The organism is Shinella sp. AETb1-6 (genome assembly GCF_009826875.1).
Taxonomy (GTDB): domain Bacteria; phylum Pseudomonadota; class Alphaproteobacteria; order Rhizobiales; family Rhizobiaceae; genus Shinella; species Shinella sumterensis.
The window spans coordinates 56078-70062 of sequence record NZ_WUMM01000018.1 but is presented as its reverse complement, the minus strand read 5'-3'; the positions used below and the strand labels follow the sequence as shown (position 1 = coordinate 70062).

At 65.8% G+C, this 13985-nt stretch carries 12 protein-coding genes; 5 read left to right on the top strand and 7 right to left on the bottom strand.

The annotated features are described in order from the left end of the window. Positions 1-32: 32 nt before the first annotated feature. From GR158_RS22990 to mepA, 6 genes are all read right to left on the bottom strand, one after another. Positions 33-668, bottom strand: coding sequence for a 2,3-bisphosphoglycerate-dependent phosphoglycerate mutase (locus GR158_RS22990; protein ID WP_134650484.1), 636 nt, complete (start codon positions 666-668; stop codon positions 33-35). Positions 669-732: 64 nt separating this feature from the next. Next, positions 733-1551: a 4-hydroxy-tetrahydrodipicolinate reductase gene (gene dapB / locus GR158_RS22985; RefSeq protein ID WP_160872737.1), complete on the bottom strand. Its 819-nt coding sequence runs from the start codon at positions 1549-1551 to the stop codon at positions 733-735. Further along, the gene (locus GR158_RS22980; RefSeq protein WP_160872736.1) at positions 1548-3368 is read right to left on the bottom strand and encodes an ABC transporter ATP-binding protein; all 1821 of its coding nucleotides are present in this window, start codon (positions 3366-3368) and stop codon (positions 1548-1550) included. The genes dapB and GR158_RS22980 overlap by 4 nt, the downstream gene beginning before the upstream one ends. A 120-nt stretch (positions 3369-3488) precedes the next feature. Next, a complete protein-coding gene (locus GR158_RS22975) occupies positions 3489-4514 on the bottom strand; it encodes a glucokinase (protein ID WP_160872735.1) in 1026 nt (341 codons plus the stop codon). 60 nt (positions 4515-4574) lie between these two features. Then, complete coding sequence (locus GR158_RS22970) at positions 4575-4958, bottom strand: methylglyoxal synthase (RefSeq protein WP_134650480.1); 384 nt, start codon at positions 4956-4958, stop codon at positions 4575-4577. 107 nt (positions 4959-5065) lie between these two features. Then, on the bottom strand, positions 5066-6076 hold the full coding sequence (mepA, locus tag GR158_RS22965; protein ID WP_246665763.1) for a penicillin-insensitive murein endopeptidase: 1011 nt from the start codon (positions 6074-6076) through the stop codon (positions 5066-5068). Between the two features lie 224 nt (positions 6077-6300). On the opposite strand from mepA, the gene GR158_RS22960 reads away from it, so the two are divergent. From GR158_RS22960 to GR158_RS22940, 5 genes are all read left to right on the top strand, one after another. Further along, a complete protein-coding gene (locus tag GR158_RS22960) occupies positions 6301-8148 on the top strand; it encodes an extracellular solute-binding protein (RefSeq protein ID WP_160872733.1) in 1848 nt (615 codons plus the stop codon). Between the two features lie 137 nt (positions 8149-8285). Next, complete coding sequence (locus GR158_RS22955; RefSeq protein WP_160872732.1) at positions 8286-9362, top strand: microcin C ABC transporter permease YejB; 1077 nt, start codon at positions 8286-8288, stop codon at positions 9360-9362. Further along, entirely contained in the window at positions 9362-10501 is a 1140-nt protein-coding gene (locus GR158_RS22950) for an ABC transporter permease (protein ID WP_160872731.1), read from the top strand. The genes GR158_RS22955 and GR158_RS22950 overlap by 1 nt, the downstream gene beginning before the upstream one ends. Continuing rightward, positions 10498-12132: an ABC transporter ATP-binding protein gene (locus GR158_RS22945; RefSeq protein WP_134650475.1), complete on the top strand. Its 1635-nt coding sequence runs from the start codon at positions 10498-10500 to the stop codon at positions 12130-12132. Before GR158_RS22950 ends, GR158_RS22945 begins: the two co-directional genes overlap by 4 nt. A gap of 22 nt (positions 12133-12154) precedes the next feature. Beyond that, positions 12155-13114, top strand: coding sequence for a glyoxylate/hydroxypyruvate reductase A (locus tag GR158_RS22940; RefSeq protein WP_160872730.1), 960 nt, complete (start codon positions 12155-12157; stop codon positions 13112-13114). 13 nt (positions 13115-13127) lie between these two features. Here GR158_RS22940 and GR158_RS22935 read toward each other — a convergent pair whose 3' ends face one another. Beyond that, positions 13128-13982, bottom strand: a complete 855-nt coding sequence (locus GR158_RS22935) for an NlpC/P60 family protein (RefSeq protein ID WP_160872729.1) — start codon at positions 13980-13982, stop codon at positions 13128-13130. Positions 13983-13985 lie beyond the last annotated feature (3 nt).

Genomic DNA, 13985 nt, shown 5'->3' with positions numbered 1-13985 from the left:
GGTTCAGTCTTGAGATCCGTCGTGAGCGCGGCTCAGTGCGCGCCGGACATGTCGCCGAGCACATCCTTCGACTTCACCGTGGAATCGGCGTTCAGCACGTAGACCATCGGCACGCCGGTCGCGAGGTTGAGCTTGAGGATTTCCTCCTTGCTCAGCTTGTCCAGCACCATCACCAGCGAGCGCAGCGAATTGCCGTGCGCGGCGACCAGCACCTTCTCGCCGCGCAGCACGCGCGGCAGGATTTCCGTGAGATAATAGGGCCAGACGCGGGCGCCGGTATCACGCAGGCTTTCGCCGCCCGGCGGCGGAACGTCGTAGGAGCGGCGCCAGATATGCACCTGCTCCTCGCCCCACTTGGCGCGGGCATCGTCCTTGTTGAGGCCTGAGAGATCGCCGTAGTCGCGCTCGTTGAGCGCCTGGTCGCGGATCGTCTCGAGGCCCGGCTGGCCGATCTCGTCGAGGATGATCTTCAGCGTCTTCTGGGCGCGCGACAGGTCCGACGTGTAGGCGATGTCGAATTTGATGCCGGTCTCGGCCAGCGCCTTGCCGCCCGTCTTGGCTTCCTCGACGCCGAGCGCCGTGAGGTCAGGATCGCGCCAGCCGGTGAAGAGGTTCTTCAGGTTCCACTCGCTCTGGCCGTGGCGAACGAGGACAAGGGTTCCGCTCATAAGGTTGTCTCCCGAGGTTGCGGCACCGTCCCGAAAACGGTGCGAAATGCGTGTTGTCGATGGATCAGCCGAGCCCGAGCACGTCGAGCATCGAATAGAGGCCGGGCTTCCTGTCGCGCGCCCACAGCGCCGCCTGGACCGCGCCGCGTGCGAAGATCGAGCGGTCCGTGGCGCTGTGCGACAGCGTGACCATCTCGCCTTCGCCGGCAAGCATGACGGAATGTTCGCCGATGACGGAGCCGCCGCGCAGCGTGGCAAAGCCGATCGTGCCGGCGGCGCGCGGGCCGGTGTGGCCGTCGCGCACGCGCACCGAATGCTCGGCAAGCGAAATGTCGCGGCCCCTGGCGGCGGCCTGGCCGAGTAGCAGCGCGGTGCCCGAGGGCGCGTCCACCTTGTGCCTGTGGTGCATCTCCAGCACCTCGATATCCCAGTTCTCGGGCCCGAGCGCGCGCGCGGCGGTCTCGGTCAGCACGCCGAGCAGGTTGACGCCGAGGCTCATATTGCCCGACTTGACGATGCGGGCATGGCGCGCCGCGGCCTTGATCTTCTCGTCGTCTACAGCCGAGCAACCCGTGGTGCCGACGACATGCACGATGCGGGCCTGTGCGGCGAGGCCGGCGAATTCGACGGTGGCGGCCGGCGCGGTGAAGTCGAGCACGCCTTCGGCCGCGACGAAGGCTTCGAGCGGCTTGTCGGTGACGGCGACGCCGATCGGGCCGAGGCCGGCAAGCTCGCCCGCGTCACGCCCGACGAAGGGCGAGCCCTCGCGCTCGACGGCGGCGAAGAGTTCCGCGCCCTCGATGGCATTGATGGCGCGGATCAGCGTCTGGCCCATGCGGCCGGCTGCGCCCACGACGACCAGCTTCATTGCGTTGCCGCTCATATCCCGGCTCCCGTATCCTGTGATGTCTGTACGGCGCTCGCCGAGGGCGCCTGAAGGTTGTTGAGGCGAGCGTAGAGCCCGTTTTCACGCGCCGCAAGCGCCGCATGCGTGCCTTCCTCGACGACCTGGCCGGCCTGCATGACGATGATCTTGTCGGCGCGCACGACGGTCGACAGCCGATGCGCGATGACGACGACCGTGCGCCCGCTCATCGCCTCGTCCAGCGCCTTCTGCACCGCCTGTTCGGATTCCGTGTCGAGCGCGGACGTGGCCTCGTCGAGCAGCAGGATCGGCGCGTTGCGCACCAGCGCGCGGGCAATCGACAGCCGCTGGCGCTGGCCGCCGGAGAGCGTCACGCCGTTTTCACCGACAGGCGTGTCGTAGCCGAGCGGCTGGGCGAGGATGAAATCGTGCGCATAGGCATGGCGCGCGGCTTCCTCGATCTCGGCATCGGTGGCGTCCGGCCGGCCGTAGCGGATGTTGTCGCGGATCGTGCCCTCGAACAGGTAGGGCTGCTGCGACACATAGGCGATCGCGTTGCGCAGCGATTGCTTCGTGACATGCGCGATGTCCTGCCCGTCGATCAGGATCTCGCCGGCCGCCGGATCGTAGAAGCGGGGAATGAGGCTGATCACGGTGGACTTGCCGGCACCCGAAGGGCCGACAAGCGCCGTCGTCCTGCCCCCCTCCGCCGTGAAGGACACGTCTTTCAGGATGGTGTCGCTGTCCGTATAGCCGAAGCGCACATTGCGGAAGGTGATCGTCGCGTCGCTGATCGCCAGCGGCTTGGCGTCGGCGCGGTCGGCCTGGCGCGGCTGGATGTCGAGGATCTCGTAGATCATGCGCGCGTTGACCGCGGCGCGTTCGAGCGAGACCTGGAGGCGGGCGAGACGCCGCGCCGGATCGTAGGCCATCAGCAGGGCCGTGACGAAGGAGAAGAACGCGCCCGGCATCACGCCGTCATAGATGGAGCGATAGGCGGCATAGGCGAGAACGCCGGAGATCGCGAAGCCCGCAAAGGTCTCGGTCATCGGCGCGGTGCGCTCGGTCAGCCGCGCGATGCGGTTGGAGCGGCTTTCGGCCTGGCCGATGATGGCCTCCACCTTGTCCTTGAGCTGGGCCTCCATGGTGAAGGCCTTGACGATGGTGATGCCCTGCACCGTCTCCTGCATGGCGCCCAGCACGTGGCTGTTGAGTTCCACGGCGTCGCGCGTCGCGCTGCGCAGGCGCTTCGACACGTAGCGCAGGCCAAGCAGCAGCGGCGGCGCGACGACGAAGACGAGCAGCGTCAGCAGCCAGTCCTTGGAAATCATCACGCCGATCAGCGCCACGAGTGTGAGCACATCGCGGGCAAGCGACGTCACCGTCATGTTCAGCACATCGCGGATGCCGGTGACGTTCTGGCTGATCTGCGCCGCCAGATAGGCCGAGCGCGATTCGTTGTAGTAGCCGACGCTGAGCGCCATCAGATGCGAATAGAGGCGGCGCTGGTAGCGCGCGACGATGTTGTTGCCGATCTTCGAAAGGATGACGGCTTCGAAATAGGTGGCGAAGCCGCGCAGGATGAAGGCGACGAAGATCGCGCCGCAGATGATCATGACGAGGTCGGCGCGCTTGTTGGCGAAGGCCTCGTTGACGACCGATTCCATGATCCAGGCGGTGAAGGCCGTGGTGAGGGCGACGACCACGAGGCAGCCGATCGCCATGGCATAGCCGCGCACGTGGTCACGGCCGTTTTCGGCAATCACACGCTTGAGCACGGTGGCGACGGTGTCGGAACTGATGGATTTGCGCTCGGTTCGACTCTGATCGGCCAATGACTTGCTTCCTGAACGGTCTCGACGGCGGGCGACACAAAAACCGCCCTGCTGGCCGCTCTATAGGGGCTCGATCCCCCTTTGGCTACTCTGCCGGGCTGTCCGGCGCGGCGTGGGACGTCACCTTTTCCAGCGGCGTCCCTCGGTTGCAACACCAAAACGGTCCGGCATGCGCGCGAAGGCGGCAAGCCCCGCGAGTGCTGCGACGGGATGGGTGACCACATAGGTCGGGATGGTCTTGAGCAGCGCACCGTGCGGCGCCTTGTCCTCGAAACCGGCGCGGAACTCCGGTCCGCGCAGGGCCGGCAGGATCTTCTGCGAGATGCCGCCGGCGAGGAAGACGCCGCCCTTGGCCATGAAGATCATCGCCATGTCGCCGGCCACGCGGCCGAGATAGGTGGAAAACAGCGCGATGGTCTCGATGGCGGCGCGGTCGTCCTGCGCGAGCGCCCGGGCCGAGACGTCGGACGGTTTCTGCAACGGCGCATCCACGCCGTCGGCAGCGCAGACGGCGCGGTAGATATTCATGATGCCGCGGCCGCACAGCAGCTGCTCGGCGGAGATGCGCCCCTCGATGGGCTCCAGGAAGGGCCAGATGTGATAGTCGCGCTCGCTGCGCGGGCCGACATCGATATGGCCGCCTTCGCCCGGCACCGGGATCCAGCTGTGGCGCGCATAGACCAGGCCTGCGACGCCGAGCCCGGTGCCGGGACCCAGCACGGCGCGCGAGGCCGTCTGGCGCTCCGTGCCGGGGCCGATCTTCTCGCGGTTGGCCTCGTCGAGCGAGGCCACGGCCAGCGCCTGCGCCTCGAAATCGTTGACCAGCAACACATCCTCGAAGCCGAGATTGGCGATCATGTCGCGCGGCCTAACCACCCAGGGGCAATTGGTCAGCGGCACCTCGTCGCCTTCGATGGGACCCGCCAGCGCCAGAATGGCCGAGCGCGGCTGAACCGAACTCTTGTCGAGGATGCACTGCTGCAGCGCCTGGTCGATATTGGCGAAATCGGCGGTCTGGACGATCGGGAACTGTTTCGGCTCGGCGAAGGCGTCGAGCAGAAGCGAGAAGCGCGCATTGGTGCCGCCGATATCGCCAACGAGGATGGGGAAGGGGAAATTCGCGTCGTAATCGGCCGGCCGTGCCATCGAGCTGTTCCGTTCTGCTGGTGGGGTCCGCTTTTTCGCTATCGTCGCAGAGGGATGCCGTCAACCGGTCGTCGCGGCGGCAAGCAGCTCTTCGGCCGTCGCGCGGTTCAGCGCCATCGGGATGTCGTAGACGATCGCGAGCCGCATCAGCGCCTTCACGTCCACGTCATGCGGCATGGGCGTCAGCGGATCGACGAAGAAGATGAGCAGGTCGACCTCGCCGGTGGCGATGAGGGCGCCGATCTGCTGGTCGCCGCCGAGCGGGCCGCTTTTGAGCCGCGTCACGTCGAGGCCCGGGCAGGCCTCCAACACCCGTCCGCCCGTCGTGCCGGTGGCGACGATCCGCGCCTGCGACAGCATCTTTTCGTGCCGCGCCGCAAAGGCCGCCATGTCGTCCTTTTTCTCGTCATGCGCGATGAGCGCGATGCATTTCTGGCGAGACATGGACGTTTCTCCGGGATCGGCGGGGAAATTTAAATCGATTTGATCGCCTTATACAAAAGCGGCGGGAGCTTGAAAAGCCCCGTGCGGGGCCCTTGCTTCGATGTCGTTTAGTAGAACGGCCGTGGGATCGGGATCGGCACGATGGCCGGCAGGGTCGTGTCGGCGTTGATGATGGCCTCGACCGCCCCGCCCGCGCTCTGGTCGCCGCCCGAGAAGGCGAGCGCCGTTGCCGCGCCGCCGCCGCGATAGGTCACTTCCTGCTCCGAGGCGGGCGACGCGCCGGCGAGCACGGTGCTGCACGCCTTCGGCAGGTCCGACAACATGACATAGCGCGGCTTGACCGGCTTTGCGCCGGGGTTCGGCTTCGCCTTGGCCCACGGCTCCTTGGTGAACCACCAGGCGAGCGACGCGTCGCAGCCGTCGCCGGGCGGCACCTTGGCCTGCGGCTTGCAGCCCGGCGCGCCCTCCGGGCACTTGATGCGGATATGGAAATGCTCGTCGTGACCGTAGATCGGCCGCACCTTGCCGAGCAGCGCGCGATCGCCCTGCCAGGTCTCGCAAAGCTTCTTCTTGATCGCCGGATTGACGAAGACGCGGTCGACCTGCGGATAGCTCGCCGCCTTCATGACGAGGCGGGCATGCGTCGAGGTCCAGCGCTTCGAATCGACCGTCAGGAACTTGCTCTTGTCGAGCATGGAGGTGAAGGGCAGCTTCTCGCGCTCCTCGGCCGAAAGCCGGTGGTCGGGCATCGGCGTGAACCAGATGTCGGCATCGAGGCCGACCTGGTGCGAGGCATGGCCCGACAGCATCGGTCCGCCGCGCGGCTGCGAGATATCGCCGAGCAACAGGCCCGGCCAGCCGAGCTGCTGGGCGTCCTGCGAGAACTGCTCCAGAAGCGCGATCATGTTGGGATGGCCCCAGCGCCGGTTGCGCGAAAGCCGCATCGCCTGCCAGCCCGGCCCGTCCGTGGGAATGGCCACCGCGCCGGCAATGCAGCCCTTGGCGTAGGAGCCGTAGGGCGCCGTCACCATCTTGGCCGGCAGGCGCTTGGCGCCGAACAGCTCCTTGGCGGGGCGTTCCTCCGCGGAAAGCGGCGAGGCGAGCGCGGTCAGCGCCATGCCGGCGGCGATCAGGCAGGTGGTCAGTCGGGCAAGCATGGGCACGGGTCCGTCTCGATGCGTCATCGTTGCGAAAGGCTAAAGGATCATCCTTTCGCAGAAGTGAATCGTCGCGCCGGATAGGGATGGCAAAAATCGCCGCTTTCATGGCAGGCCTGTCATTTGCCCGGATTTTGCCTATTCTCTGCGGCAAGCTTCGGCAAACATCATGAAAGGGTAGACGCATGAAGGTAGCCTTCGGGAGAACATTGGTCACGGCGGCGCTGGCTCTGGCGCTCACGGCCTCGGCCGGCACGGCGCAGGATGCGGCAAGTCCCGTCTGGCGCACCGGCATCTCCACGATCGGCGACCTGAAACACCCCGACGGGTTCGAGCGCTTCGACTATGTCAACCCGGACGCGCCGAAGGGCGGCGAGCTGAAGCTCTCCGAAACCGGAACCTTCGACACGTTCAACCCGATCCTCGCAAAGGGCGAGGCGGCGGCCGGCGTGACGTCGCTCGTCTTCGACACGCTCCTGAAATCCGCCGAGGACGAGATCACGGCCTCCTACGGCCTGCTCGCCGAGGGCGTCTCCTATCCCGACGACTTCTCCAGCGCGACCTTCCGGCTGCGCGCGGAGGCGAAGTGGGCGGACGGCCAGCCGGTGACGCCGGAGGACGTGATCTTCTCCTTCGACAAGTCGAAGGAGCACAATCCGCTGCTCGCCAACTACTATCGCCACGTCGTTTCGGCGGAAAAGACCGGCGAGCGCGACGTGACCTTCCGCTTCGACGAGAAGAACAACCGCGAGCTGCCCAATATTCTCGGCCAGTTCCCCGTCGTGCCGAAGCACTGGTGGGAAGGCACGGACGCCAAGGACAACAAGCGCGACATCGGCCGCACCACGCTGGAGCCGGTCATGGGCTCGGGTCCCTACAAGATCGCGTCTTTCCAGGCCGGCGGTTCGATCCGCTTCGAACTGCGCGACGACTATTGGGGCAAGGACCTCAACGTGAATGTCGGCCAGAACAATTTCCGCGTCATCAGCTACACGTTCTTCGGCGACAAGAACGTGGAATTCGAGGCCTTCCGCGCCGGCAATGTCTCGTTCTATCAGGACAACAGCGCCAGCCACTGGGCGACCGCCTATGACTTCCCGGCCGCGAAGGACGGCCGCGTCGTGCGCGAGGAGATCGAAAACCCGTTGCGGGCGGCCGGCATCATGCAGGCCTTCGTGCCGAACATGCGGCGCGACAAGTTCAAGGACCAGCGGGTGCGCGAGGCGCTGAACTACGCCTTCGACTTCGAGGATCTCAACCGCAGCCTCGCCTACAACGCCTATCAGCGCGTCGACAGCTATTTCTGGGGCACCGAGCTTGCCGCCTCCGGCCTGCCCGAGGGACGCGAGAAGGAAATCCTGGAAGAGCTGAAGGACAAGGTGCCGGCGTCCGTCTTCACCACGCCCTATACCAATCCCGTCAACGGCGATCCGAAGAAGGTGCGCGAAAACCTGCTCAAGGCGCTCGCGCTCCTGAAGGAGGCGGGATACGAGCTCAAGGGCAACAGCCTCGTCGATACGAAGACCGGCAAACCCTTCGCCTTCGAGATCCTGCTGCCCAGCGCCTCCTTCGAGCGCACGGTCTCGCCCTTCGTCAACAGCCTGAAGAAGATCGGCATCGCCGCCACCATGCGCACCGTCGATGCCTCGCAATACACCAACCGCGTGCGCAGCTTCGACTATGACATGATCTACGGCATCTGGGCGCAGTCGCTTGTTCCCGGCAACGAGCAGAGCGACTACTGGGGCTCGGCCTCCGTCGACAAGGAAGGCTCGAAGAACTATGCCGGCATCGCCGATCCCGCCATCGACGAGCTCATCCGCAAGATCGTCTTCGCGCCGAACCGCGAGGAACTCATCGCGACGACGCACGCGCTCGACCGGGTGCTGCTGGCGCACAATTATGTGATCCCGCTGTTCTATTCGAAGGCACAGCGCATCGCCTACTGGAACAGCCTCGCCCGCCCGCAGGAGCTGCCCTATTACAGCCTCGGCTTCCCGGGCGTCTGGTGGTCGAAAGACGCGGCGAACTGAGGCGGGGGTTGCGCCGGCCCGCCGGCTGGGCTCCATATAGCGATGACGAATCACCGCCTTGACGGCGGCGGAAGAACGGAAGGATCGGGCTTGAGCGGCTTGACATCGACGCGGTGCATTCCGGAGGGTGATCGCTGATGGGCGCCTATATCCTGCGCCGCATCCTGCTGATGATTCCGACGATCTTCGGCATCATGGCCATTTCCTTCGCGATCGTGCAGTTCGCCCCCGGCGGACCGGTCGAGCAGGTCATTTCCGACCTGACCAGCCAGGGCGGCGGCGACCGGCTTTCGGGCGGTGGCAGCATGGTGCAGGAGGTCGGCCAGGACAGCGCCTATCGCGGCGCCCGCGGGCTCGATCCCGAATTCATCGCCAAGCTCGAAAAGCAGTTCGGCTTCGACAAGCCGCCGCTCGAGCGCTTCTTCACGATGATGTGGGATTACATCCGCTTCGATTTCGGCGAGAGTTTCTTCCGCAACACCTCCGTGATCGACCTCATCGCGCAGAAGATGCCGGTCTCCATCTCGCTCGGCGTGTGGATCCTCATCTTCTCCTATGCCATCTCCATTCCGCTCGGCATCAAGAAGGCGGTCAAGGACGGGTCGACCTTCGATGTCTGGACATCCGGCGTCGTCGTCGTCGGCTATGCGGTGCCGAGCTTCCTGTTCGGCATCCTGCTGATCGTGGTGTTCGCCGGCAATTCGTTCTTCAACTGGTTCCCGCTGCGCGGCATCGTTTCCGACAATTTCGACAGCCTGACCTGGTGGCAGAAGCCGCTCGACTACATGTGGCACATGACGCTGCCGCTGATCACGCTGCTGCTCTCGGCCTTCGCCACGACGACGCTGCTCACCAAGAATTCGTTCATCGACGAGATCAAGAAGCAGTACGTCACCACGGCGCGCGCCAAGGGCCTGACCGAACGGCAGGTGCTGTACGGCCATGTCTTCCGCAACGCCATGCTGATCATCATCGCCGGCTTCCCGGGCGCCTTCATATCGGCCTTCTTCACCGGCTCGCTGCTCATCGAATACATCTTCTCGCTCGATGGCCTCGGCCGCCTGGGCTATGATTCCATCGTGCGGCGCGACTATCCCATCGTCTTCGCCACGCTCTTCATCTTCTCCCTCATGGGCCTCGTCGTCAGCCTCATCTCCGATCTCATCTACACCTGGGTCGATCCGCGCATCGATTTCGACCGGAGGGATGTGTGATGAGCGCCGTTGCCGATACGCCACCCGTCGCGCCGCCGCGCAAGGGTCTTCTGAGCCCGACGAACCTGCGCCGCTGGGAGAACTTCAAGGCGAACCGCCGCGGCTACTGGTCGCTCTGGATCTTCCTCGTCATCTTCGTTTTGAGCCTGTGCGCCGAGCTGATCGCCAACGACCGGCCGATCATCGCCTCCTACAAGGGCGAGATCCTGTTTCCGGTCGTGGTCGACTATCCCGAGGAAAAGTTCGGCGGCTTTCTCGCGACGACGGACTACCGTTCCGATTTCATCGCCGAGGAGATCGAGGCCAATGGCTGGATGATCTGGCCGCCGATCCGCTATTCCTACGGCACCACGAATTCGAACATTCCGCATTCCGCGCCGACCGCGCCGTTCTGGCTGATGTCGAAGGAGGACCGCTGCGCCGGTTATCCCGGCGGCGCGGCGGACCCGAACTGCAATCTCAGCAATCTCAACTGGCTCGGCACCGACGACCAGGCGCGCGACGTGCTCGCCCGTGTCATCTACGGGTTCCGCATTTCCGTGCTGTTCGGTCTCGCCCTGACGATCTGCTCGGCCGTGGTCGGCGTTACCGCCGGTGCCGTGCAGGGCTATTTCGGCGGCTGGACGGATCTTCTGATGCAGCGCTTCATCGAGATATGGTCCTCGATGCCGGTGCTCTACATCCTGCTCATCATCGCGTCCATCCTGCCGCCCGGCTTCTGGATCCTGCTCGGCATCATGCTGCTGTTCTCCTGGGTCGGCTTCGTCGGCGTGGTGCGCGCGGAATTCCTGCGCGCGCGCAATTTCGAATATGTGCGGGCGGCCCGCGCGCTCGGTGTCGGCAACGCCACGATCATGTACCGGCACCTCCTGCCCAATGCCATGGTCGCCACGCTCACCTTCCTGCCCTTCATCCTGTCCGGCTCGATCACCACGCTGACCTCGCTCGATTTCCTCGGCTTCGGCATGCCGCCGGGATCGCCGTCGCTGGGCGAGCTGATCGCGCAGGGCAAGGAGAACCTCCAGGCGCCGTGGCTCGGCCTCACCGCCTTCGTCGTCATGTCCCTCATGCTGTCGCTGCTGATCTTCGTCGGCGAAGCGACGCGTGATGCCTTCGATCCGAGGAAGACCTTCCGGTGAGCGCTCCCGAAACCATTCTGTCCGTCCGCGATCTGTCGGTCGCCTTCCATCAGGGCGGCAACACGACGCTCGCCGTCGATCGCGTCTCCTTCGACATCCGGCGCGGCGAGGTCGTGGCGCTGGTCGGCGAATCCGGCTCCGGCAAGTCGGTCACGGCCAATTCCGTGCTGCGCCTGCTTCCCTATCCCGCCGCCAGCCACCCCTCGGGCGAGATCCTGTTCAAGGGCCAGGACCTGCTGAAGGCATCGGACGCCGCGCTGCGCGACGTGCGCGGCAACGACATCACCATGATCTTCCAGGAGCCGATGACCTCGCTCAACCCGCTGCACTCCATCGAGCGGCAGATCGGCGAGATCCTCAAGCTGCACCAGGATATCGAGGGCACGGCCGCGCGCGCGAAAATCCTCGAACTGCTGAACCAGGTCGGCATCCGCGAGCCGGAAAAGCGGCTTGCCGCCTATCCGCACGAGCTTTCGGGCGGCCAGCGCCAGCGCGTGATGATCGCCATGGCGCTCGCCAACCGGCCGGAACTGCTGATTGCCGACGAACCCACGACGGCGCTCGACGTGACCGTGCAGGCGCAGATCCTCGAGCTTCTGAAGAACCTCAAGGAAGAGCACGGCATGTCCATGCTCTTCATCACCCACGACCTCGGCATCGTGCGCAAATTCGCCGACCGGGTCTGCGTGATGACCAAGGGCAGGATCGTCGAGACGGGCCCGGTGGAGGAGATCTTCACCAATCCGCAGCATTCCTATACGCGCCACCTGCTCGCTTCCGAGCCGAAGGGCGCGCCGCGCCCGGCCGATGACAGCCAGCCCGTCATCATGCAGGCCGAGGACGTGAAGGTGTGGTTCCCGATCAAGGCGGGCTTCCTGCGCCGCGTGGTCGACAATGTGAAGGCGGTCGATGGGATCGACCTGACCCTGCGGGCCGGCCATACGCTCGGCGTCGTCGGCGAATCCGGCTCCGGCAAGACGACGCTCGGTCTCGCGCTGACGCGGCTCATCGCCTCGAAGGGCCGCATCGCCTTTGTCGGGCAGGACATTGCCGGGCACACCTTCGCCGAGATGCGGCCGCTGCGCCGGCGCATGCAGATCGTCTTCCAGGATCCCTTCGGCTCGCTGTCGCCGCGCATGTCGGTCGCCGATATCGTCGCCGAGGGCCTGAAGATCCACGAGCCCTCGCTGTCGGAGGGCGAGCGGGACCGGCGCGTCGCGGCCGCCCTTGAGGAAACCGGCCTCGATCCGGCCACCCGCTGGCGTTATCCGCACGAATTTTCCGGCGGCCAGCGGCAGCGCATCGCGATTGCCCGCGCCATGGTGCTGAAGCCGGAATTTGTCATGCTCGACGAGCCGACCTCCGCGCTCGACATGAGCGTGCAGGCGCAGGTGGTGGAACTGCTGCGCGACCTGCAGGCGAAGCACAATCTCGCCTATCTCTTCATCAGCCACGATCTCAAGGTCGTGCGGGCGCTCGCCAACGACATTATCGTCATGCGCAGCGGCCGCGTGGTGGAGAAGGGTCCGGCGAAGGACATCATCGAGCGGCCGACGGAAGCCTATACCAAGGCCCTGATGGCCGCCGCCTTCAACCTCGAAGCCATCCGCAGCGAGGCAATCAGCCAGTAGCAGGCATAAAGCAGGACACAGCATGCACACGAAAAGCCCTGTCATCATCGATCTGAAATTCGATCAGGAGCAGGTCGCAGCCGCGCTGAAAGGGGCCTTTCCCGACCGCGAGGTCATCAACCTCCTGCATCCGGCGAGCCGCAAGCGCGATCTTTCTGGTGTCGAGTACGCCGTGGTCTGGCGGCCGGGCGCCGATCTTTTCGAGCGGGCGAAGGATCTGAAGGTCGTGTTTTCCGGCGGTGCCGGCGTCGATCATGTGCTGACGCTGCCCGGCCTGCCGGATGTGCCGCTGGTGCGCTTCGTCGACGAGACGCTGACGACGCGCATGAGCGAATGGGTCGTCATGCAATGCCTCCTGCACCTGCGCCAGCATGCCGCCTACGAGGCGCTGCGGCGCGAGCGCGTCTGGCGCGAGCTCGACCAGCCGGAGGCGAGCGACATGACCGTCGGCATCATGGGCTTCGGCGTTCTGGGGCAGGACGCGGCGCGCAAGCTGAAGACGCTCGGCTTCAACGTCATCGGCTGGTCGAAGAGCGGCCGCGCGGTCAAGGGGTTCGAGGTCTTCGACGAGGCCGGGCTCAACACCTTCCTGGCGAAAACCGACATTCTCGTCGGCCTCCTGCCGCTGACGCCGGATACGAAGGGCATCTTCAACACCGGCCTGTTTACCCGGCTTTCCCGCAAGGGTCCGTTCGGCGCGCCCGTCTTCATCAATGCCGGGCGCGGCGGCAGCCAGGTCGAGGCCGATATCGTCGCCTCCATCAATGACGGCACGCTGCGTGGCGCCTCGCTCGACGTGTTCGAGCAGGAGCCGCTGCCGCTCGAAAGCCCGTTTTGGGCGATGGACAAGGTGTTCCTGACGCCGCATGCGGCGGCGGCCTCGGATGTCGGCGCGCTGTTCGATCACGTCGCCATCCAGATCGCACGCTACGAGAGCGGCAAGCCGCTGGAGCATCTGGTCGACCGCAGCGCCGGCTATTGAACGGCTGACGCCGTCAGGGCCGGCGGTAGCCCGTCGGCTGCTGGTAGAGCCAGCCGATCCGCTCGATCGCCGCATCCAGCCCCTCGCGCGCCACGCTCATCGTGTGGCCGTTGGCATGCAGGATGGTCTTGTCATCCTCCATGATGGCGACATGGCCCTTCCAGAACACGAGATCGCCGCGTTGCAGGTCTGCGCGGTCGATAGGTCTGCCGAGGCCGGCGGCCTGCATGTCGGAATCGCGCGGCGCCGTGCGGCCCACCATCATCATGGAGAGCTGCACCAGGGCCGAGCAGTCGAGCCCGAAGCCGGAGCGCCCGCCCCACAGATAGGGCGTTTCGAGAAAGCGCGCGGCCACGCCGACATAGTCGTTGCCGGCGGTGGCGCCGATGTCGAGGCAATGGCCCGCCACGACGGATTGCCCGCCCTCCAGCGTGAGGTAGCGCGTGCCGCGCGTCTCGCTCTCGCCGATAACCGTTAGCCGGCTTCCGATGGAGAGCGCGAATGCGGCGGGCGTGCGCAGGTCCGCGCCCGTATAGGCGAAGGTGCGCGGGACGGCGACACGATGGGTCGCCGCACCGCTGCCCGCATCCAGCGCCGTCTCCGCGACATAACCGACATAGCCGTCGAAATCCGATTTCACCCAGGCCCAGCCGTCCGCCCGGTCGAGCACGCGCACCGTTTCGCCGAACAGCACTTCGGTATCGATACCCGCGGCAAGGTCCGGGCGCGGTCGCAGTGCCGCGACGGGCGCGGCGATACGCGCCGGCGTGCCGGCGACATAGCGTTCGGCGGCAACGGTGCCGCGCAACGCCTCCTCGGCGAGGTCGGGGCGATAGGCGTTCAGGCGGCGGTCGGGCAGGGTGGTCATGGC

Bases quoted from the DNA above. Each gene is read 5' to 3' on its own strand.
- GR158_RS22990 (WP_134650484.1), bottom strand. From the start codon at position 668: ATGAGCGGAACCCTTGTCCTCGTTCGCCACGGCCAGAGCGAGTGGAAC.
- dapB (WP_160872737.1), bottom strand. From the start codon at position 1,551: ATGAGCGGCAACGCAATGAAGCTGGTCGTCGTGGGCGCAGCCGGCCGC.
- GR158_RS22975 (WP_160872735.1), bottom strand. From the start codon at position 4,514: ATGGCACGGCCGGCCGATTACGACGCGAATTTCCCCTTCCCCATCCTC.
- GR158_RS22970 (WP_134650480.1), bottom strand. From the start codon at position 4,958: ATGTCTCGCCAGAAATGCATCGCGCTCATCGCGCATGACGAGAAAAAG.
- mepA (WP_246665763.1), bottom strand. From the start codon at position 6,076: ATGGCGCTGACCGCGCTCGCCTCGCCGCTTTCCGCGGAGGAACGCCCC.
- GR158_RS22960 (WP_160872733.1), top strand. From the start codon at position 6,301: ATGAAGGTAGCCTTCGGGAGAACATTGGTCACGGCGGCGCTGGCTCTG.
- GR158_RS22955 (WP_160872732.1), top strand. From the start codon at position 8,286: ATGGGCGCCTATATCCTGCGCCGCATCCTGCTGATGATTCCGACGATC.
- GR158_RS22950 (WP_160872731.1), top strand. From the start codon at position 9,362: ATGAGCGCCGTTGCCGATACGCCACCCGTCGCGCCGCCGCGCAAGGGT.
- GR158_RS22940 (WP_160872730.1), top strand. From the start codon at position 12,155: ATGCACACGAAAAGCCCTGTCATCATCGATCTGAAATTCGATCAGGAG.
- GR158_RS22935 (WP_160872729.1), bottom strand. From the start codon at position 13,982: ATGACCACCCTGCCCGACCGCCGCCTGAACGCCTATCGCCCCGACCTC.